The following is a 20,316-nucleotide window of genomic DNA, read 5'->3' as shown; positions in this document are numbered from 1 at the left end:
GCGAAGAGGGGGATGCCGTGGGCGATCCCCATCCTGCCGTTCGTGAGGGCACGAGCGCCAGAAACGAACCCGCGTCCCCCGGCACGCAGCCGTGGGACGCGGTGCGCATCATGCGCCGAAGGTGCGCTGCCACCAGCCGCGACGCGGCGTGCCGGCTTCGCCCGGATCGGGATCGATCGCGGTCGGTGCGGGCGCAGGCGCCTCGCGCTCGCTCGTCGGCTCGACCGCGGGTGCCGCTTCCGGGGCAGGCGTGATCGTCGGGGTCGATTCGACCGCGACGACCGGGTCGAGCGCCGGGCTGCCGTCCGCAACCGGGGCATCTGCCTTGGCCTTGGGCCGGCGCGTGCGCTTGGGCTTGGCGGGCGCTTCCTCGGCGACGGGCACGACCGGCGCTTCGACGACGGCATCGGCCGGAGCCTCGGCGACCGCAGCCTTCTTGGTGCGACGGCGCTTGGGCTTGGCGTCCGCCTCGGCGTCGAGGGCCGGAGCCTCGACCGCCGGGGTCTCGGCGACCGGCGCTTCGACCGTGGCCACCTTTGCCGCAGGCTTGGCATCCGTCTCGGGCTTGCGTGCCTTGGGACGACGACGGCCCTTCTTGGGCGCTTCTTCCTCGACCACGGCCTCGACCGGAGCCTCGGCCGGAGCATCCGCCTCGGTCAGCGCAACCATCGTCTCGACGTCGACCGCGGGGAGTTCCGCAGCGGCCTCGACCGGCTGGGCGTCGTCCGAAGCCGCATCCGCCGACGAGTCGGTCACCGCCGTCTCGCCCTCGGCACGACGACCGCCACGACGACCGCGACGCCCGCGACGGCGCTTGCCGCCCTCGCCCGCTGCCGCATCGCCTTCGGCGCTTGCACCCATATCGTCGCCATCGGATTCGACCATGGCATCGGCACCGAGCAACTCGGCAACATCGGATGCTTCCGAAACCGCGTCGCCGCGATCGTCGTCCATGTCCGCGATCACTTCGTCGTTGGTCTCGCCCTCGGACGAACCCTCGCCCTCACCCTCGGGACGATTGCGACCACGCCGTCCGCGACGGCGACGGCGGCGGCGCGAACCACCCTCGTCGTCGCCCGCACGCTCGGTCCGCTCGGGACGCTCGCGCGGTTCGCGGGCTGCCTTGGGCTCTTCCTCTTCCTCGACGAAGTCGTCGACCTCCTCTTCGAATTCCTCCTCGGGGATGTCCTCCTCGATTTCCTCGATCGGCGCGTCGAAGCGCGGCGTGTAGGCGGGCGGCGGTCCGGAGACCTCGACCGACATGCGCGCGCCTTCCTGCTCGCCGTCGGGCGAGACTTCGATCATCACGCCGTAGCGTTCCTCGATCTCGGCGAGCTCGGCGCGCTTGCGGTTGAGCAGGTAGAACGCCGCTTCCTGGCTCGCGCGCAGCAACAACTGCGATCCGCGACCCTGGGCGGCTTCGTCCTCGAGCAGACGCAGCGCCGACAGCCCCGACGACGAGGCGGTACGGACGAAGCCCGAGCCTTCGCAATGCGGGCACGGCCGGGTCGATGCCTCGAGCACGCCGGTACGCAAGCGCTGGCGGCTCATTTCCATCAGGCCGAACGACGAGATGCGCCCGATCTGGATCCGCGCGCGATCGTTCTTGAGCGCTTCCTTCATCGCCTTCTCGACCTTGCGGACGTTCGAGCCGTTATCCATGTCGATGAAGTCGATCACGACGAGACCCGCCATGTCGCGCAGGCGCAACTGGCGCGCGATCTCGGCAGCGGCCTCGAGGTTGGTCGCGGTCGCGGTCTGCTCGATCGAATGCTCGCGGGTCGAGCGACCCGAGTTGATGTCGATCGACACCAAAGCCTCGGTCGGGTTGATCACCAGATAACCGCCCGACTTGAGCTGGACCACCGGGTGATACATCGCGGACAGCTGCTCCTCGACGCCCGCACGCTGGAACAGCGGCACGGGGTCGCTGTAATGCTTCACCTTGCGCGCATGGCTGGGCATCAGCAGCCGCATGAAATCCTTCGCGTGCTGATAGCCTTCGGTGCCCTCGACGATGACTTCGTCGATCTCGCGATTGTAGATGTCGCGGATCGCGCGCTTCATCAGGTCGCTGTCGCCATACACCAGCGCCGGCGCGGACGAGGAGAGCGTCGCCTCGCGGATCCCGTCCCACAGCCGGGCGAGATAATCGAAGTCGCGCTTGATCTCCTGGCGCGTGCGCTGGAGCCCCGCGGTCCGCACGATGCAGCCCATCGACGGGGGCAGCTTCATGTCCGCCATGATCGACTTGAGACGCTTGCGATCGCCCGCGTTCGAAATCTTGCGGCTGATCCCGCCGCCATGCGACGTATTGGGCATGAGCACGCAATAGCGACCGGCCAGCGACAGATACGTCGTCAGCGCAGCACCCTTGTTGCCGCGTTCTTCCTTGACGACCTGGACGAGCAGCACCTGGCGGCGCCGGATGACGTCCTGGATCTTGTAGCGATGGCGCAAATTGGTGCGACGCTCGCGCAGATCGTCGGCGGCATCGTCCGAGGCCGAGCGCTTGCGACGGCGACGGCCGCGGCCTTCGCCGGGGTTTTCGCCTTCGGACGCGACTTCGCGGTCGGGGACGATCTCGTCCGCCTCATGCCCGCCGTCGTCGTCGTAGCGCTCGATCGATTCCTCATCGGGCTCGAAGCCTTCGTCGTCCACTTCCAGATCGTCCTCGGCATCCTGCTGGGCGCGCAGTGCAGCTTCTTCAGCGGCATGCTCGGCCTCTTCGCGCAGGAGCGCGTCGCGATCCTCCTTGGGGATCTGGTAGTAATCGGGGTGGATTTCGCTGAAAGCGAGGAAGCCGTGGCGGTTGCCACCGTAATCGATGAACGCGGCCTGGAGCGACGGCTCGACGCGCGTCACCTTGGCGAGATAAATGTTCCCCTTGAGCTGCTTGCGCTCAGCGGATTCGAAATCAAATTCCTCGATCCGGTTTCCCTTGACGACGGCAACACGGGTCTCTTCCCGGTGCCGTGCGTCGATCAGCATACGCGTGGTCATGTAAATGTCTCCGGACGCGCGGCGCAGGGCCCGAAGGCGCTGGGCGCCGTGGCACTGGCCGCGCGAAATAAAGGTACGCGGAGCGAGGGGCGGTCACGCCGCCGGGTTCGCTCGCACGGTGGGTTGCAAAAAATGCCTCTGCTCGCTCTGCACGCCCGGCCTTCCGGCCCTGGGCATCCCGCGCAGTCGCGTTCCCGCCGGTCGGAACCGGGGGAAACGAGAAACGGGAGTCATGCTTCATGCGAACGTCAACCTGGATAAGCCGCGCCCAGGAAACACCGGGGCGGCCGAGTGGACCTGTCGCTTCCGTTACTTGGGTGAACGATCAGGTACTGGTTGTTGCCTAGCACCGACCCGCGCGCGCAGCAACTGGCACGTGCGCGGGGGATATCGGGCAATTCTATGGCTGGAGGACATGTTAACCGTCTTGCGCTAAAGCTGGCACCATGGTCGATCCTGGCGGTGGAAAGGTGCGCGTGCAGTCGGTTGGTAGGGCGTTTCCGGATACGGAAGGCTTCGCGCGGAACCCTAGACTCCTGCTTTCGCTGGAAAAGCGGGAGGGGGGCGTCGGGATCGCTGCACAACGCAACCGCATGGGATGGTCGCTGCTGCTGGCAACCGGGTGCCTGGCGCTCGCCTTTCCCGCAACGGCGACGCCGCGCGATGGCGCCGAGCGGTCGCTCCTGCTTCGCACGCCCCCGCCACCACAATGGCCGCAGCCCACGCACCCGCGCCGGCCCCAAACGGCCGCCCCCCTCCAGCCGAACGCCCGTCGCGCGGGCTTGCCGCGCATCTATGGCGACGACCCCCGCCGCCCGCTGGTCGTGATCGACGCCGGGCACGGCGGGGTCGACCCGGGCGCGATCTCGCCGATCGACGGGCGGCGCGAGAAGGACGTGACGCTCAGGATCGCGCGCGCGATCCGTGACGAACTGGTCCGCGCCGGGCGTGTCCGCGTCGCGCTGACGCGAGACGACGATCGCTTCCTGGTCCTGCGCGACCGCTATGGCATCGCCCGCCGGCTGGGGGGCGACCTGTTCCTCTCGATCCATTGCGACAGCGTCGGCGCCGGCTCGGCCAGCGGCGCGTCGGTCTACACGCTGTCCGAGGTCGCCTCCGACCGGGAATCCGCGCGACTGGCGGCGCGCGAGAACAAGGCGGACATCATCGCCGGGGTCAACCTGGCCTCGACCAATGCCGACATCTCGTCGATCCTGATCGACCTGACGCAGCGCGAGACGATGAACGCCTCCGCCGGCTTTGCGCGACTGCTCGGGCGCGAGGCGCGCGACCGGATCCCGCTCAAGCCCAACTTCCACCGGATGGCGTCGCTGATGGTGTTGAAGGCGCCCGACATGCCCTCGGTGCTGTTCGAGACGGGCTACATCTCCAACCCCGTCGACGCCGATTTCATCGATAGCGACGACGGGCGCCGCCGCATCGCGCAAAGCGTGGAGCGCGCCGTCGAGGTCCATTTCGCGCGGCGGATGGCGACCCGCTGAGGCGCGTCCTGCCCCCGGGGCGTTGCGACCGGTGATGGCGCCGCCGAGAGAAGGCGGCTGGCAAGGCGCGCGAAAGTTGCTAGAGCCTCGTCGCTTATGGCCGAGCCCGACTCCACCGTGACATTCCGTATTCGTCGGGAAGAGGGTGGCTCGCCCGGCTTCCTGCGTCGTAGCTGGGGCCGCTGGTGGGTCAAGACGCTGGCCGTGCTCGCGCTGTTCGGCGCGGTCGCGATGGGCATCGGCTGGTACGTCTTTGCCTCCGACCTGCCCTCGGTCGACAAGCTGCGCACCTATGAGCCGCCGCTGCCGACCAACGTCCGCGGGGTCGATGGCGCGCCCGTCTATACCTATGCGCGCGAACGCCGGGTCGAGCTGAGCTACGACGAATATCCGCAGATGCTGGTGCACGCGTTCCTGGCGGCGGAAGACAAGTCGTTCTTCGAGCACCACGGCGTCGATTATCTCGGCATCGCCAGTGCCGCGTTCCGCAACATCAGCACGGGCCGCCGCCCCGCCGGTGCCTCGACCATCACGCAGCAGGTCGCCAAGAACCTGCTGATCGGCAATGCGCCCAATTACAGCCGCAAGATCAAGGAGGCGATCCTCGCCTACCGGATCGAGGACACGCTGACCAAGAAGCAGATCCTGGAACTGTACCTCAACCAGATCGCGCTCGGCCGCAACGCGTTCGGCGTCGCGGCGGCGAGCTATGCCTATTTCGGCAAGGACCTGAACAAGCTCGACCTCGCGCAGATGGCGTATCTGGCGATCCTGCCCAAGGGTCCGTCCAATTACGACCCGCTGCGCCATACCCAGCGCGCGCTCGACCGGCGCGCCTATGTGCTGCGCGAAATGCTGTCGAACGGGTTCATCACCCAGGCCCAGCACGATGCAGCGATGGCAGAGCCGCTCGGCACGGTGCCGCGCCAGACCCCCAAGACCGAGACCGCCGGGGCCGGCTATTTCGTCGAGGAAGTCCGGCGCCAGTTGATGGGCAAGTTCGGCGAAGACGCGATGACCGGGCCGTACAGCGTGTATGCGGGCGGCCTGTGGGTGCGCTCGTCGCTCGACCCCAGGATGCAGGATTATGCGCAGACCGCGCTGCGCGAGGGACTGCTGCGGTTCGATCGCGGGCGCGGTTGGTCGGGGCCGATGGGGCATGTCGATATCGACGGCGACGCCTGGCAGGCCGCGTTCCTCAACACCAACATCGGGCTCGATTATGACGACTGGCGCGCGGCGATCGTCACCGATCTGAGCACCGCCAGCGCGTCGCTCGGGTTCAGCGACGGCTCGACCGGGGAGATGCCGCGCAGCGCGGCGCAGATGCCGGTCCGCGGCGGGGGCGGCACGGCCTATGCCGCGCTCAAGGTCGGCGACATCATCGCGGTGGCGCCCGAGGGCGGCGGCTTCGCGCTGCGCTCGGTACCGAAGATCTCCGGCGCGTTCGTGGTCGAGGAACCGCAGACCGGCCGCGTGCTCGCGATGCAGGGCGGGTTCGACTCCCGCGTCCAGGCGTTCAATCGCGCGACCCAGGCGCAGCGCCAGCCGGGGTCGACGATCAAGCCGATCGTCTATGCCGCCGCGCTCGAGGGCGGGATGACGCCTGCCTCGATCATCGTCGACGGGCCGTTCTGCGTCTATCAGGGCGCGCGGCTGGGGCAGAAGTGCTTCCGCAACTTCGGCAACATGCGCGGCGCGGGGCCGCATACGATGCGCTGGGGCGTCGAGCAGTCGCGCAACCTGATGACGGTGCGCGCCGCCGCGACCACTGGAATGCCGCGGATCGTATCGCTGATGGACCGGATCGGCGTCGGCAAATACCCGCCCTATCTCTCCTATGCGCTCGGCGCGGGCGAGACGACGGTGTCGCGGATGGTCAACGCCTATGCGATCCTCGCCAACCAGGGGCAGTCGCACCCCGCCTCGCTGATCGACTTCGTGCAGGACCGGCACGGCAAGGTGATCTGGCCCGAGAACTGGCGTCCGTGCGACCGCTGCAACGCGCCCGCGTGGAACGGCAAGGCGATGCCGCGCCCGGTCGTGCGCGGCAAGCAGATCGTCAGCGCGATGAGCGCATATCAGATGATTCACATCGCCGAGGGCGTGATCCAGCGCGGCACCGCGACCGTGCTGCGCGATCTCGACCGGCCGATGTTCGGCAAAACGGGGACCAATTCGGGCCCGACCGACGTGTGGTTCATCGGCGGAACCCCGCAGATGATCGGCGGGCTGTACATCGGCTACGACCAGCCGCATTCGCTCGGTGGCGCGGCGCAGGGCGGCACCGTCGCCGCGCCGATCTTCAAGGCGTTCGCGACCAAGGCCTATGAGGGGCTCCCGAAGATCCCGTTCCGCGCGCCCGCCGGGATCCGCATGGTGCGGATCGATCGCGGCAGCGGACGTCCGGTGTTCGGCGCATGGCCGACCGACGACCCCAAGGCGCCGGTGATCTGGGAAGCGTTCAAGCCCGAAAGCGAACCGCGCCGCGTGATCCACCGCGATGCGATCCTGCCCGATCCCACCGCCGCCGCCGCATCCGCGGCGAAGGCAAGGGCGGCGAGCGAGGCGCAGAAGGACACACGCAAGGACAGCGATTTCTTGCAAAGACAGGGTGGTATTTACTAGCACCACCCCCACCCCATATACGTCATCCCCGCGCAGGCGGGGATCCATACCCCCGACCGCTCGAGATTATGGGTTCCCGCCTCCGCGGGAATGACGAAACGATGTTTTCTGGAAGGTTTCCCCATGCGCGCTGAAGCGCAGGCTCATATCGATTCGATCAAGGACGCGCTCGCGCTGCTCCGCCGCTTCCTCGACTGGGACCGCGCGTTGCGTCGGCTCGACGAGCTCAACGCGCGTGTCGAGGACCAGGCCTTGTGGAACGATCCCAAGGCCGCGCAGGCGGTTATGCGCGAACGGCGTCGTCTCGATGAGGCGATCACCGCGACGCGGGCGATCGAGAGCGAACTCAACGATACCGCAGAGCTGATCGAGATGGCCGAGGCCGAGGGCGATACCGAGCTGGAGGCAGAGGGCGTCACCGCGCTCGCCGATCTCGCGCGCCGGGCGGATACCGACAAGGTCAAGGCGCTGCTCGCGGGCGAAGCCGACGGCAACGACACCTATATCGAGGTCAACGCCGGCGCCGGCGGGACCGAGAGCCAGGACTGGGCGGGGATGCTCAGCCGCATGTATTCGCGCTGGGGCGAGCGGCATGGCCTCAAGGTCGAACTGATCGACCAGCATTCGGGCGAACAGGCGGGGATCAAGTCCGCGACGCTGCTGCTCAAGGGCGAGAACGCCTATGGCTATGCCAAGACCGAAAGCGGCGTCCACCGCTTGGTGCGCATCAGCCCGTATGACAGCGCCGCGCGCCGCCACACCTCGTTCGCGAGCGTGTGGGTCTATCCGGTCGTCGATGACAATATCGAGGTCGAGTATAACGAAAGCGACCTGCGGATCGACACCTATCGCGCCTCCGGCGCGGGCGGGCAGCACATCAACACGACCGATTCGGCGGTGCGCATCACGCACATCCCGACCGGGATCGTCGTCCAGTGCCAGAACCAGCGGTCGCAGCACAAGAACAAGGCCGAGGCGTACAACCAGCTCCGTGCGCGGCTGTACGAGCGCGAGCTGGCGATCCGCGAAGCCGCCGCCAATGCCGAGAATGCGGGCAAGACCGACATCGGCTGGGGCCACCAGATCCGCTCCTACGTCCTCCAGCCGTATCAGATGGTGAAGGACCTGCGCACCGGCGTCACCTCGTCGAGCCCGTCGGACGTGCTCGATGGCGATCTCGATGCGTTCATGGCGGCGGCGCTGTCGCAGCGCGTGACGGGCGAGACGGTCGAGGTCGAGGACGTCGAATAGTGGGGGACAGGCGTCCGGCATTCGGTGGTACCGCTTCCCCGGCGAAGGCCGGGGCCCCGTTGCGCTGGCCGCGGCAAGCGGAAGCTGCGTTCAGTCAAACAGCGGCCCGCGGCTGGGCCCCGGCCTTCGTCGGGGAAGCAGGACAATGACGATCTTCCGCCGCGCAGCCCTTGCCGCATTCCTGCTCGTCGCCGCGTGCGACGGTGGCCCCGCGCGCGTCCCCGACCATACGGAAAAGGCCGGCCCCTTCCCCGCCCCCGACCGCCCCGTCGCGCCCGTCGTCTCGTCGCGCTGGTCGACCGAGGAGGAACGCGACCGCCTCAACGAGGCGAGCGAGGTCATGGCCAAGGCCGGGATCAAGCGCGGCATGACCGTCGCCGACATCGGCGCGGGCGAGGGTTATTACACCATCCGCCTCGCCGCGCGCGTCGGCAAGGACGGGCGCGTGCTGGCCGAGGACATCATCCCGCAGGTGCGCGACACGCTCGCGCTCCGCGTCGCGCGCGAGCGGCTTGAGGCGGTCAGCGTCCGGCTCGGCGCGCCCAACGATCCCAAGCTCCCGGACGCGAGCTTCGATCGCGTGGTGATGGTGCACATGTACCACGAAATCGAGCAGCCCTATGAGTTCCTGTGGCGAATGCGGCCGTCGCTGCGCCCCGACGGGCTGGTCGTGGTGGTCGATGCCGATCGCCAGACCCAGAACCACGGCACCCCGCCGGCGCTGCTGAAATGCGAGTTCGCCGCGGTCGGTTACGTGCAGGTTGCGACCTATGACATGCCGTCGGCGGGTGGCTATCTCGCGACCTTCCGCCCACAGGGTCCGCGCCCGGAGCCGAGCGCGATCAAGCCCTGTCGACTCTCCTGACGCAATCCCGCGTCACAACAGGCCTTCCGCGCGAAAGCTGATCCGCCTGCCGCGCGCGAGCACGAGGTGCTCGACCAGCGCGATCCCGATCGAATCGAGCGTGCGCGCGAGCCGCCGCGTGACGGCATAATCGGCGGGGCTCGGCGTCGGGTCGCCGCCCGGATGGTTATGCGCCATGGCGATGGCCGCCGCATCGAATTCGAGCGCGTCCGCAACGACCGCGCGCAGGGGAATGATCAGCGAATCCACCCCACCCCCGCTTACCTCGCGCGTCCCGAGAACCCTCCATTTCGGATCAAGATACACGAACACCGCCATCTCCCGCGCCGCCGTCGCGATCGGCGCGAGACGGTCGTGGAGCGTTTCGAGAACGCCGGCGGTGAGCGCGTCGCGCATATCGGACGGATGGATGATCATCCCCGCACAACAGCGCAGTCCGTCGCGGCCGCCCAGCCGAGCCGCATCCACAATGGACCCTGGCCTTGCCGAAGCGGCGCCGATGCATCGCCACGGCCGGGGGAAGCGCGCGAAAGCGTCGATGGCCGGGCGGGCAAAAGCTGCTACGGCATCGCGCAAGGATCGATCGGTTGGTCGCGTGCGGGGCGCAGTGCACGCGTCCCATGCCGCTCCGACCGGCAATGAGGCAGGACGATGCGACACCCGGAATATCAGTATCTCGACCTGATCGAACACGTGCTCGAGCGCGGCGACGAGCGTATCGACCGCACGGGCGTCGGAACCCGCTCGATCTTCGGGGCGACGGTCCGCTTCGATCTCTCGGCGGGTCAGGTCCCGATCCTGACGACCAAGCGGGTCTACTGGAAGACCGCGGTGAAGGAGATGCTGTGGTTCCTTACCGGCGGTACCAACATCGCCCCGCTGCTGCGCGAGAACGTGCGGATCTGGACGGACTGGCCGCTCGCCACCTATCGTCGTGAGACGGGCGAACAGATCGAGCAGGAGGCGTTCGAGCGCCGGATCCTCGACGACGTCGGCTTTGCCGCACGATGGGGTGAGCTGGGTCCGGTCTATGGCAAGCAATGGCGTCGCTGGCAGGGCGCGGACGGACGCACGCACGATCAGATCGCGACCCTCGTACAGACGCTCAGGACCAACCCGTCGAGCCGGCGGATGCTGTTCCACGGCTGGAACGTCGGCGAACTGGACGCAATGGCGCTGCCGCCCTGCCATATGGTCTATCAGTATCACGTCACCTCCGACGGACGCCTCAACTGCCTGCTGTTCCAACGCTCGGTGGATCTGCTGCTCGGCGCGGCGTTCAACTTCGTCGGGGCGACCGCGCTGCAACTGATGCTCGCGCAACAGGCTGATCTGACGCCGGGCGAATTGGTCTGGGTGGCGGGCGACGCGCATCTCTATCTCAACCACCTCGAGCAGGCGCGCGAACAGATTACGCGCGAACCGCGTCCTTTTCCCACGATGCGACTCACCCGCCGGCCGGACAGCATCGACGGCTACCGGATCACGGACTTCGCGGTCGACGGCTACACCCCGCACGCCGCGATCAAAGCGGACGTCGCCGTCTGATCTGGCCGGAAAAGACTTTGTAAATCAAGCAACTGTCAAATTTTGTGGACAGTTCTGCCGCGATCGTGTGAGATGCCGGCCTGGAGACGTGATAACGGACCAACAGGAGCAGGATCATGAAAGCAGGATCGATGACGTCGTTTGGGCGGTTGGGCTTTGGCCTGGCGTTTACCGCCCTGGTTTTGACGGCGTGCGGCAAGAAGGCCGAGACCACCGACACCACCAGCACGACCACGACCACTGCTTCCACCTCCGCCGATACGACCGCTCCCGCCGCCGCGCCGACAACCACGGCGGCCAAGGCCCCGGCAGCCGACAATACCGACACGCTCGCGGGGGTGAAGCTGGCCGCCTTTACCGGCGACGCCAAGAAGGGCGAGGCCGATTTCGTCACGTGCAAGACCTGTCACGCGATCGAGGCGGGGGTGAACAAGATCGGTCCGTCCCTGCACGGCGTGGTTGGCCGCGCCGCCGGGACGATCGCGGGGTTCAGCTATTCCACCGCGAACAAGACCAGCGGGATCACCTGGACCCCGGAAAAGCTGTTCCAATATCTCGAAAATCCGCAGCGTGTCGTGCCCGGCACCAAGATGAGCTTCGCCGGCTGGCCGACCGACCCGCAGAAGCGCGCCGACGTGATCGCCTATCTCAAGGCGAATTCCTGATTCGTGCGACGGGGTCGGGCGGTCGCGCCCGACCCCGCTCGCGGGCGTCCTCCGCTACCGGCGACGCCGCCCCAGATCCGCAAGATGCACCGGGAATGACGCGGCCAGCGCCAGCGCGATCCAGGGCCATGCCAGCCCGAGCAGCGCCGCCCGCAACGCCAGCAGCATGATCGCCCCCGGCAGCAATCGCAGCGCGGCATCCCCCGCCGACCAGCCGCGCCAGCGCACCAGCGCGATTCCTTCCGCCAGCATGAGGCAAAGGATCAGGTCGACCGCATGCGCCTGCCCGAAGAGCCAGGTCCCGATCGCGCTCAGCCGAACGGGCCGTTGAGCCGGACGATCGTCATCGTCAGATAGCCGGCATAGGTGACCCAGCCGAGATAGGGCAGCAAGAGCAGCCCGGCGACGACCGAGCGCGGCCACACGACATAGATCCACGCGGCAACCGACACCCACCACGCCACCGCATCGATCACCGCCCAGTCGGGCCGATGGACGTGAAAGAACAGCAGGCTCCATGTCACATTGAAGAAGCCGCTGAGCGCGAACAGCCCGATCATCCACTCCGCGCCGGATTGATCGGGCACCGCCCGCCAGCCGTGGACGGCGGCCCATGCGGTGACCAGATAGACCGCGGTCCAGGCCAGTCCATCGGTCGCTTCCGGCAAGGCCCAGCGCGGCTGGGTGAGGCCGCGATACCAGGGATCGACCTCGGTGATCGTCGCCCCCATGACCGCCACGCCCAGCGCGGCGATCGCTGCCAGCCCGATCGGCAGCCCCCAGGCACGATGCAGCACGGGCGCGCGGACCTTCATGCCGGGGCCAGCCCGAACAGATGCCGTAGATCCTTCAAGAAGATGCGAACGTGCGCGATCGGTTTCGCCCGCACCAGCCGCTTGTTCATATACGCGTCCCAGGTCAGCCGCTGCACGTCCGGATCCTCGCAGATCTTGACGAAGCGTTCGCGCCGCGCGTCGCTGGAATACCAGAAATATTGCATGATCCCGAGGATCCAGAACACCCGGCCGTGCGCGCGCATGAAGCGCCTGCGCGCGATCCGCAGCGCCGAGGCCTTGCCCGTCGCCAGGAACAGCGCGACCGCCTCGGCCGCGTGGCGCCCCCCCGCCATCGCATAATAGATCCCCTCGCCCGATGCCGGCGCGACCACGCCCGCGGCATCCCCCGCCACCACCACGTCACGGCCATTGTCCCACCGCCGCAACGGCTTGCAGGGGATCGGCGCGCCCTCGCACCGCAGCGTCGCGCACCCCTCGAGCCCGGTCTGCGCCCGCAGCGCCGCCACCGAATCGCGCAGCGCCAGCCCCTTGCGGGCGCTGCCCACGCCGATGCTGGCGGTATCGCCATGGGGGAAGACCCAGGCATAGAAATCGGGCGAATGCTTGCCCTGGTAGAAGACATCGCACCGCGCCCGGTCGTAATCGGCGCCGCCGTCGGGCGGGGCGGCGACGATCTCGTGATAGGCGAAGACATAGGGCATCCGGGCCGCGCCCTTGATTTCGCCGCGCGCCACGCCGGATCGCGCGCCGTCCGCGCCGATCACCGCGCGCGCGGTGATCCGGCGTTCTGGCCCGTTACGGTCGGCGCGATACACGACCACCGCGGTCCCCACGGCGTCGCGCTCGATCCGCTCGAACGTGCCGGTCCGCCGTTCCGCTCCCGCCAGCGCCGCGCGGGCGCGGAGCCATTCGTCGAACGTCTCGCGGTCGACCAGACCGACGAACCCGTCCCCGACCGGCATGTCGACCCGTTTTCCGGAGGGCGCGACCATCCGCGCCATGCTGGCCTTGCCGACCAGTATGTGGTCGGGAATCGCGAAATCCTGGATCGCGCGCGGCGGAATCGCGCCCCCGCACGGCTTGATCCGTCCCGCGCGATCGAGCAGCAAGACGCGATGCCCGGCCCGCGCAAGGTCGGTTGCGGCGGTCGCGCCGGACGGCCCGCCCCCGACGACGACACAATCGAAAGCAGCGGTCACAGCATCACCTCCCGACCAAGACCCACGACGCGCGGCGCCCCGCGCAACGACATGGCGGCGGCGACGAGGAACAGCATCGCTTCCGTCCCGAAGACCAGCGTGAACGCCTCCGGCATCGATCCGATCAGGGCCCGCCCGGCATCGACCGCCACGGCGCCGGTCAGCCCGCCCAGCCCGAAGGCGATGGCCTGCGCCGCACCCCACACCCCCATGCGAATCCCTTCGCTGGGCGATCCGTCCGCCGCGCCCGCCCCGGCCAGCGCCATCATCGCCCCGATCGCGGCGACCGCGAAGATGCCGTTGGCGAAACCGAGCGCGAAGACGTTCGCGAGGATCGGCCAGCCCGGCCCGACCCGTGCCGCCAGCGCGAGCCCGCACAAGGCGAGTGCCGAGCCGATGCATCCCGCGACGATCCAGCGGCGCAATCCGCTCGCGCCATGCCCGGCGAACACGCTGCCGCCGACGCCCGCCAGGATCATCCCGAGCAGGACGCCGCCATGCTGGATGCTCGAGACCTGGGTCGACTGTCCGGGCGTCAGGCCGAAGCGCAACCCGGTGAACGGTTCGAGGATGAGATCCTGCATCGCATAGGCCAGCATCGACAGGAACACGAAGATCGTGAACCGGCGCGCATCGCTGTCCGCCCACATGGCGCGGAGCGCCGCCCTGAACGCGGGCGGCGGCGGTAGTGCCTCGTCCGGCATGGGAACCGGCCGCTCCAGCCCCCACACCGCGGCGGTCGCGACCAGGAACGCGGCCCCCGCGACACCCGACACGACCGCGCAGAGGCGAAGGTAGGAGAACGGGTCGACCAGCGTGCCCGCCACCGCCGCCGACACCGCAATGCCCGCGACCATCATGATCCACGTGACCGAAGCCGCCGCCGCGCGTCGTTCGGGCGCGACGCGCGTGGCCAGCAACGCCAGCAGCGACGTTCCCGCCGCACCGACGCCCGCGCCGATCATCGCAAATGCCAGGACCGCCAGCGCATAGCCCCACCGCCCCCCGCCGGCGATGACGCCAAGCGCCCAGACCGCGACCATCGCGCCGCCCGCGAGCAGGGCCATCCCCCCGAGGATCCACGGCGTCCGGCGACGTCCGCGGTCCGAGCCATGACCCCAGATCGGGCGCGACAGCTGCACCGCATAATGCCACGCGACCAGCCCTGCCGGGAATGCCGCCGGCAAGGCATATTCCACCACCATCACGCGGTTGAGCAACGAGGTCGCCAGCATCACGATCGCGCCGATCGCGCTTTGCACCAGCCCGAGCCGGACGATCCCGACCCAGCGCAGCGGTGCGGCCGCGGTCACAACCCCAGCACTCCGCCGAGCCCGAACGCGGTCGCCAGCATCCCGAGCACATACAGGCTGGTTCCCGTGGCGTTGTACCACGGCGTCTGTTTGAGCGGATCGCGCAGCAACCGTGGCATCAGCGCCAGCTGCCCCAGCAGCAGCGCCGCGACGACCCCGGCGACCAGCCCATGGCCCCACAGCCCGAGCAACGCGACGACCGCGACCTGCGGCACCGCCATCACCACGCAAGCGACCCGCGCCGCCGGCCCGACCCCGAGCGTCACCGGGAGCGACCGGATCCCCATCGCGCGATCCCCGGCAACGGCCTTGAAGTCGTTGAGCGTCATGATGCCGAACGCGCCCGCACTGTACAGGATCAGGATCACGAGGATTGACGCATCGGGCAATGCCCCCGCCATCACGCTCGCGCCGGTGAACCAGGTAAGGCCTTCATACGTCAGCGCGACCGCGCTCGGCCCCCAGAGTCCGCTCCTCTTCAGGCGGAACGGCGGCGCGCTGTAGATCCAAGCGAACACCAGGCCGACCGCCGTCGCCGCCACCACCCAGCCGCCGGTGATCGTGGCGACGGCGAGCGCCAGCGCGCTGCCGCACAGCGCGATCCACAACCCCCAATGCCCCCCGATCCGGCCCGACGGGATCGGACGCAGCGGCTCGTTGATCGCATCGACGTGGCGGTCGAACCAGTCGTTCACTGCCTGGCTCGTGCCGCACACCAGCGGCCCGACCAGCAATACCCCGGCGATCAGGAACGGCCAGCGACTCGACACCGATACGCCCGACGACACGACCCCGCACAGGAAAGCCCAGATCGGCGGGAACCAGGTGATCGGCTTGAGCAACTCGGCAACGTCGCGCACCCGCGGTACGGGCACTCCTGCCAGCGGAGGGAATGTCGCGCGAGCCATGGCAGCAAGCTAATATGGACAATGCCGATCGTCAAATATATTTGACACTCCAACCGGGCGTCCGGTGCTTGTCCCAGTGCGGGAAGGGCTTAGCCTTCGCCCGAGACCAGATTCCCCAGACCATGGCGATGGAGCTTGGAATACAGGCTTTGCCGGCTGATCCCGAGGATCTCCGCCGCCGACGCGCGATTGTCGGAGGTATAGGCCAGCGCCGCCTCGATGCAGAGGCGTTCGATCAGGTCGGTCGATTCGCGCACGATGTCCTTTAGCGACATCCGCCCGACCAGTTCGGTCAGTTGCTCGACCGAGCGCGGCAGGTCGCGCTCGGCCGGCGGCACGCTGCGCAGCCGGCGCGCGACGTTGCGGATCGTGAAGCCGTAGCACTGGCTGTCCCCATAAGGCGCGACGACGCCCGATATCTCGATCTCTTCCTGCCGGCCGCCGGTGCTGCGCAGGATCGTCGCGACGTTGCGCACCGTGCCGTGCTCGCGCAACTGGCCGACGATCAGCTCGAGATCGATTCCGGGTCGACCGAGCCAGGTCGCCAGCGGGGCGTTCGTGACCCGCGCGACCGAGGCGACGCCCGCCAGCTCCGTGAACGCGGCGTTGGCGAACAGGATGTCGAGTCGCGCATCCACCAGCACGAAGGCATCGGGCATGTGTTCGATCACCGCGCCGATCGGTGCGGCATGGCCCTGGGTTCCCGGCGATGGCGCGTCCGGGACAAGCCGGACCAGCAGCAACGCGACCCGCCCTTGCCGGAACAGGCGCGCCGACATGGCGACGGGCTGCCCGCTCGCCAGCCGTACCGAAATCGCCGGAAGATCGTCGCTGGCACCTGCCGCGCCGAGTTGCGCGATCAGGTCCTCGCGATCGGCCGGATCGACGATCGTCGTGACCGGCTGATCGGTCAACGTGTCGTCCACGGCGCCGATCAGGCGCGCCGCCGCCGGGTTGATCTCGCGAATGCGGCGCGTCGCGACATCGATGATCAGCACGGGCTCGGTGCCGAGGTCGAACAACAGGCGATAGCGCGCTTCGGCCTGGCGCAGCTTGATATAGTCGCGCTCGAGCGATTGCTGGGTCTGGAGCAACCGCTGCTGCATGACCGCCGCCGCGCGCATGTCGCGTCCGATCGCGAGCACGCCGCCGCCCTGCTCCAGCTGCGTCACGAGGTAGCGTACCGGCACGTCCCCGCCCGCGGTGGGGTGGTTGATCTGGCGCCAGCGCGATGGCTCCCGTGCGGCACCATCGGACAGCATGTCGGTGATCTTGGCCCTGCTCTCGCTGGTGACGGTGTCGATCCAGGCGTGGCCGCGCCAGTCGCCGAACCCTAGTGCCGCCAGATCCGCGTTGGCGATCGCGACATCGCGGATCACCCCGGCCGGATCGACGACCAGCGCAATGTCACCGGCCGCCGCCACCACCGCCGCCGCGACGCGGGGCGCAAGCGTCTCCGCCAACGCATCGGGGTTGGTAAAGGCATGGGGTGCGAACAAGGTGGGACGATCGTTCATCGACGAACAATTTGCTCCTGAATCTAGGTGTCGCGCGACCCGCACCGTGGCCGCGAGACCCTGTCGGGATCAACCGGTCATGGCCGAAACCGCCTCCCGCGCAACCGCGTCGACCAGTGCCCCGGCAACACGAACGGCGACCCTTGCGTCGGGAGCCGTCCCGTCCGCGCCGACCGCAGCGGCGAGTTCCGCGTTTTCCGCGAACACCCGCCCACCGACCATCACACAAATCCTGGGATTTCTGGAGGCCGCCCGCACTGCGCGGACGATCGAGGGCAAGGGCGCGATATGGCAGTCACAGGTGATCGTCAATCCGACCAGGTCGAACAGTTCGTCGCGGACGCGGGTCAGCAGGACATCGGCGCTCGCCTCGTTCAGCCGATCGGTCAGCCATCCGTTGGCGCAGAACATCTCGTCGACCACGACGGTACCGAAACTGTGATGATCGCCCGCCAGCGATACGAACAGCGCGCGACGGACGTGACCGTCGCCGGGCACCTCCTTCATCGGCGCGCGCCCGGAGAGTTCGTGAACGACCTCCTGAAGCCGCCACAGCCCCATCGTCACGTCGATGAAGTCGCATCGATCGTCGTCCCACAAGGCGCCGAGATGGCGCGCCGCCGGGGCGAGTAGATCGACCAGCAGCGTATCGAACGACACGCCGCGCGCGATCAGCCCCTCGACATGCTGGAGCAACTCGTCGGCCTCCACCTGCAGCGCGAGCGGGGCGAAGGCGGCGACTTCCGCGGCCGATATGGAACCGGCGGGTCCGCCCCCCATCCGCGGGGACGGCGCGACGGCATGCGCGACCAGCAGGCGCGGGATGATTTCGCTTTCGATCAGACGGGTCAGCGACCGGGCCTGGTCGCGATCGGAGTCGGATCGGACCAATGGGGTTACCCGGTGGAGATCGCGCAGGTCCGGCCTGCCCCCCGGATCCGGTCTCGCTCCCTGTCGTCGAAAAAAATGTTCAATCCGGGTAAGCGAAGTCATCCTGACCCCCTCCGGCCTGGTTGAACACGCGACGTGCCGGACACCGATTTGGTTTGCCCTGCGACTCGCATCGTATGCCTGTCGTAACGCCCTTGCAACGGACAAACGTCGCTGCACTGCAACAGGTGTAATCTTGTCTTGACGTCAATTTGTATTGACACCCGGAGCGTTGCGTTTTCTAATTGCGGGGAGAGGGGCGGAGCGAAGCCATGCGGTCAAGCCATCCGATGCATACGCGCAAAGCGCTGCGATCGACCGCAGCCGCGCCCTACACGCGGTCGCACACCCCGCCGTACACACCCTTGTACACGCCGGACCAGAAACGGCGCCGTGACGCGAGCGTCTGGACCCTGATCCAGGGTGTGCTCGCACCGCTGCAGTTCGCCATCTTCCTGGTCAGCGTGGCGCTCGTGCTGCGGTACCTCGTCACGGGCGAGGGCGCGTTCGCGGCGACCGTTTCCATCGTCGTCAAGACGATCGCGCTCTATACGATCATGGTCACGGGCTCGATCTGGGAAAAGGTCGTGTTCGATCGCTGGCTGTTCGCGGACGCGTTCTTCTGGGAGGACGTCTTCAGCTTCCTCGTGCTCGCGCTCCACACCTTGTATCTCGCCCTGCTGATCGGCGGGCTGGGGACGGAGCGTGGCCGCATGCTCCTCGCGCTCGCCGCCTATGCGACCTATGCGGTCAACGCCACGCAGTTCCTGCTCAAGCTGCGCGCGGCCCGACTGCAGGACGCCGCCGGTGCGGCCGGATACCGGGCGGCCACGGCATGAGCCCCGCAATCCCCCTGCCGCGCGAGGTCGCATCGGACTGCGCCCCGCCGGCGCGCGCGCTGATCCTGCGCGAGCGCGGCCAGCGCGAGGTGTTCTGCGGGCTCACCGGAATCATCTGGCTGCACCGCAAGGTGCAGGACGCGTTCTTTCTCGTGGTGGGCTCGCGGACCTGCGCGCATCTGCTGCAATCCGCGGCGGGGGTCATGGTGTTCGCCGAACCCCGGTTCGCGACGGCGATCATCGAGGAACGCGATCTGGCCGGCATGGCGGATTGCACGGCGGAGCTGGACCGCGTGGTCGACCGGCTGCTCGCACGCCGCCCCGACATCAAGCTGCTGTTCCTGGTCGGCTCCTGCCCGTCCGAGGTGATCAAGCTCGACCTGTCGCGCGCGGCGCAGCGGTTGTCGGCGAAACACGGCGCGTCGACTCGGGTGCTCAACTATTCCGGCAGCGGGATCGAGACGACGTTCACCGAGGGCGAGGATGCCTGCCTGGCCACGCTGGTGCCCGAGCTTGCCGCGACGTCGCCGGATGCCGCCCCCGAATTGCTGATCGTGGGTGCGCTGCCGGACGTGGTCGAGGACCAGTTCCTCCGGCTGTTCGCGCAGCTCGGCATCGCCCAGGTCCGCAGCTTTCCGGCCCGGCGTGCGGCCGCGATGCCGCCCGTTGGTCCCAACACGCGCTTCTTGCTGGCACAGCCGTTCCTGGGCGACACCGCGCGGGCGCTCGAAGATCGCGGCGCGATCCGCCTCGACGCATTGTTTCCATTCGGGGCGGAAGGCACCAGCAACTGGCTGCACGCCGCTGCGGTCGCGTTCGGCATCGACGAAATGCATTTCCGATCGGTGATCGCGCCCGGCCGCGAGCGCGCCAAGCGGGCAATCGCGCATGCGCGCGACAGGCTGACTGGAAAACGCATCTTCTTCCTGCCCGATTCGCAGCTAGAGGTGCCACTCGCGCGCTTCCTCGCGCAGGAACTGGGGATGGTGCCGCTCGAAGTCGGGACGCCCTATCTCCACCGGGCGCATCTGGCGCAGGAGCTCGCGCTGCTCCCAGCAGACACCGTGATCAGCGAGGGTCAGGACGTCGACCGCCAGCTCGACCGCGTCCGCGCGGCGCGGCCCGATCTCACCGTTTGCGGACTGGGGCTCGCCAACCCGCTCGAAGCCGAGGGGCTGACGACCAAATGGGCGATCGAGCTGGTGTTCTCGCCGATCCATGGCTTCGACCAGGCAGGCGACCTTGCCGACCTGTTCGCGCGACCGCTGCGACGGCGCGACGTGCTGCGGGTATGAGCGCCCCCGTCACCCCGGCGGAGGCCGCGGCCGCCCTGTTGCTTCGGACGACCCGC

17 protein-coding genes are annotated in these 20,316 nt (G+C 68.3%); 8 read left to right on the top strand and 9 right to left on the bottom strand.

The genetic code is table 11. The features are described from left to right. Positions 1–108 precede the first annotated feature (108 nt). On the bottom strand, positions 109–3,003 hold the full coding sequence (locus tag L8K25_RS09565) for a ribonuclease E/G (RefSeq protein ID WP_242138632.1): 2,895 nt from the start codon (positions 3,001–3,003) through the stop codon (positions 109–111). A 593-nt stretch (positions 3,004–3,596) separates the two neighbouring features. Between L8K25_RS09565 and L8K25_RS09560 the strand changes: the two genes are divergently transcribed. From L8K25_RS09560 to L8K25_RS09545, 4 genes are all read left to right on the top strand, one after another. Beyond that, positions 3,597–4,505: an N-acetylmuramoyl-L-alanine amidase gene (locus L8K25_RS09560; protein WP_242138631.1), complete on the top strand. Its 909-nt coding sequence runs from the start codon at positions 3,597–3,599 to the stop codon at positions 4,503–4,505. 96 nt (positions 4,506–4,601) lie between these two features. Further along, positions 4,602–7,133: a transglycosylase domain-containing protein gene (locus L8K25_RS09555; RefSeq protein WP_242138630.1), complete on the top strand. Its 2,532-nt coding sequence runs from the start codon at positions 4,602–4,604 to the stop codon at positions 7,131–7,133. A 123-nt stretch (positions 7,134–7,256) separates the two neighbouring features. Next, on the top strand, positions 7,257–8,384 hold the full coding sequence (gene prfB, locus L8K25_RS09550) for a peptide chain release factor 2 (RefSeq protein ID WP_242138629.1): 1,128 nt from the start codon (positions 7,257–7,259) through the stop codon (positions 8,382–8,384). Between the two features lie 145 nt (positions 8,385–8,529). Further along, positions 8,530–9,249: a class I SAM-dependent methyltransferase gene (locus L8K25_RS09545; protein WP_242138628.1), complete on the top strand. Its 720-nt coding sequence runs from the start codon at positions 8,530–8,532 to the stop codon at positions 9,247–9,249. 12 nt (positions 9,250–9,261) lie between these two features. On the opposite strand, the gene L8K25_RS09540 is transcribed toward L8K25_RS09545, so the two are convergent. Beyond that, complete coding sequence (locus tag L8K25_RS09540) at positions 9,262–9,717, bottom strand: JAB domain-containing protein (RefSeq protein ID WP_242138627.1); 456 nt, start codon at positions 9,715–9,717, stop codon at positions 9,262–9,264. Positions 9,718–9,900: 183 nt separating this feature from the next. On the opposite strand from L8K25_RS09540, the gene L8K25_RS09535 reads away from it, so the two are divergent. Both L8K25_RS09535 and L8K25_RS09530 read left to right on the top strand, forming a co-directional pair. Then, positions 9,901–10,797: a thymidylate synthase gene (locus L8K25_RS09535; RefSeq protein ID WP_242138626.1), complete on the top strand. Its 897-nt coding sequence runs from the start codon at positions 9,901–9,903 to the stop codon at positions 10,795–10,797. Positions 10,798–10,913: 116 nt separating this feature from the next. Continuing rightward, entirely contained in the window at positions 10,914–11,462 is a 549-nt protein-coding gene (locus tag L8K25_RS09530; protein WP_242138625.1) for a cytochrome c family protein, read from the top strand. 54 nt (positions 11,463–11,516) lie between these two features. On the opposite strand, the gene L8K25_RS09525 is transcribed toward L8K25_RS09530, so the two are convergent. The 7 genes from L8K25_RS09525 to L8K25_RS09495 form a co-directional block, all read right to left on the bottom strand. Beyond that, complete coding sequence (locus L8K25_RS09525; protein ID WP_242138624.1) at positions 11,517–11,714, bottom strand: hypothetical protein; 198 nt, start codon at positions 11,712–11,714, stop codon at positions 11,517–11,519. A 59-nt stretch (positions 11,715–11,773) separates the two neighbouring features. Further along, positions 11,774–12,277, bottom strand: a complete 504-nt coding sequence (locus tag L8K25_RS09520; protein WP_242138623.1) for a TspO/MBR family protein — start codon at positions 12,275–12,277, stop codon at positions 11,774–11,776. Next, on the bottom strand, positions 12,274–13,458 hold the full coding sequence (locus L8K25_RS09515; protein WP_242138622.1) for a geranylgeranyl diphosphate reductase: 1,185 nt from the start codon (positions 13,456–13,458) through the stop codon (positions 12,274–12,276). The genes L8K25_RS09520 and L8K25_RS09515 overlap by 4 nt, the downstream gene beginning before the upstream one ends. Then, complete coding sequence (locus tag L8K25_RS09510; RefSeq protein ID WP_242138621.1) at positions 13,455–14,771, bottom strand: BCD family MFS transporter; 1,317 nt, start codon at positions 14,769–14,771, stop codon at positions 13,455–13,457. The genes L8K25_RS09515 and L8K25_RS09510 overlap by 4 nt, the downstream gene beginning before the upstream one ends. Next, complete coding sequence (gene chlG / locus L8K25_RS09505; protein WP_242138620.1) at positions 14,768–15,679, bottom strand: chlorophyll synthase ChlG; 912 nt, start codon at positions 15,677–15,679, stop codon at positions 14,768–14,770. The genes L8K25_RS09510 and chlG overlap by 4 nt, the downstream gene beginning before the upstream one ends. An 89-nt stretch (positions 15,680–15,768) precedes the next feature. Beyond that, entirely contained in the window at positions 15,769–17,196 is a 1,428-nt protein-coding gene (gene ppsR / locus L8K25_RS09500; protein ID WP_242138619.1) for a transcriptional regulator PpsR, read from the bottom strand. 69 nt (positions 17,197–17,265) lie between these two features. Further along, on the bottom strand, positions 17,266–18,087 hold the full coding sequence (locus L8K25_RS09495; RefSeq protein ID WP_242138618.1) for a cobalamin-dependent protein: 822 nt from the start codon (positions 18,085–18,087) through the stop codon (positions 17,266–17,268). A gap of 329 nt (positions 18,088–18,416) precedes the next feature. Here L8K25_RS09495 and bchF point away from each other — a divergent pair, with 329 nt between their 5' ends. Together bchF and L8K25_RS09485 are read left to right on the top strand one after the other, a co-directional pair. Beyond that, the gene (gene bchF, locus L8K25_RS09490; RefSeq protein WP_242138617.1) at positions 18,417–18,965 is read left to right on the top strand and encodes a 2-vinyl bacteriochlorophyllide hydratase; all 549 of its coding nucleotides are present in this window, start codon (positions 18,417–18,419) and stop codon (positions 18,963–18,965) included. Continuing rightward, positions 18,962–20,260 carry a ferredoxin:protochlorophyllide reductase (ATP-dependent) subunit N gene (locus L8K25_RS09485; protein ID WP_242138616.1) on the top strand — a complete coding sequence of 433 codons (1,299 nt, stop codon included), beginning with the start codon at positions 18,962–18,964 and terminating at the stop codon, positions 20,258–20,260. The genes bchF and L8K25_RS09485 overlap by 4 nt, the downstream gene beginning before the upstream one ends. Positions 20,261–20,316: the final 56 nt, after the last annotated feature.

It is taken from the genome of Sphingomonas sp. TREG-RG-20F-R18-01 (assembly GCF_022662475.1).
Lineage (GTDB): Bacteria > Pseudomonadota > Alphaproteobacteria > Sphingomonadales > Sphingomonadaceae > Sphingomonas.
The sequence above is the reverse complement of the archived record's forward strand: the minus strand, read 5'-3'. Positions and strand labels throughout refer to the sequence as shown.

What these genes read in the sequence shown, in the direction of transcription:
- L8K25_RS09565 (WP_242138632.1), bottom strand. Translation starts at nt 3,003, where the DNA reads ATGACCACGCGTATGCTGATCGACGCACGGCACCGGGAAGAGACCCGT.
- L8K25_RS09485 (WP_242138616.1), top strand. Translation starts at nt 18,962, where the DNA reads ATGAGCCCCGCAATCCCCCTGCCGCGCGAGGTCGCATCGGACTGCGCC.
- chlG (WP_242138620.1), bottom strand. Translation starts at nt 15,679, where the DNA reads ATGGCTCGCGCGACATTCCCTCCGCTGGCAGGAGTGCCCGTACCGCGG.
- L8K25_RS09555 (WP_242138630.1), top strand. Translation starts at nt 4,602, where the DNA reads ATGGCCGAGCCCGACTCCACCGTGACATTCCGTATTCGTCGGGAAGAG.
- prfB (WP_242138629.1), top strand. Translation starts at nt 7,257, where the DNA reads ATGCGCGCTGAAGCGCAGGCTCATATCGATTCGATCAAGGACGCGCTC.
- ppsR (WP_242138619.1), bottom strand. Translation starts at nt 17,196, where the DNA reads ATGAACGATCGTCCCACCTTGTTCGCACCCCATGCCTTTACCAACCCC.
- L8K25_RS09525 (WP_242138624.1), bottom strand. Translation starts at nt 11,714, where the DNA reads ATGCTGGCGGAAGGAATCGCGCTGGTGCGCTGGCGCGGCTGGTCGGCG.
- L8K25_RS09530 (WP_242138625.1), top strand. Translation starts at nt 10,914, where the DNA reads ATGAAAGCAGGATCGATGACGTCGTTTGGGCGGTTGGGCTTTGGCCTG.
- L8K25_RS09520 (WP_242138623.1), bottom strand. Translation starts at nt 12,277, where the DNA reads ATGAAGGTCCGCGCGCCCGTGCTGCATCGTGCCTGGGGGCTGCCGATC.
- bchF (WP_242138617.1), top strand. Translation starts at nt 18,417, where the DNA reads ATGCATACGCGCAAAGCGCTGCGATCGACCGCAGCCGCGCCCTACACG.
- L8K25_RS09560 (WP_242138631.1), top strand. Translation starts at nt 3,597, where the DNA reads ATGGGATGGTCGCTGCTGCTGGCAACCGGGTGCCTGGCGCTCGCCTTT.
- L8K25_RS09545 (WP_242138628.1), top strand. Translation starts at nt 8,530, where the DNA reads ATGACGATCTTCCGCCGCGCAGCCCTTGCCGCATTCCTGCTCGTCGCC.
- L8K25_RS09535 (WP_242138626.1), top strand. Translation starts at nt 9,901, where the DNA reads ATGCGACACCCGGAATATCAGTATCTCGACCTGATCGAACACGTGCTC.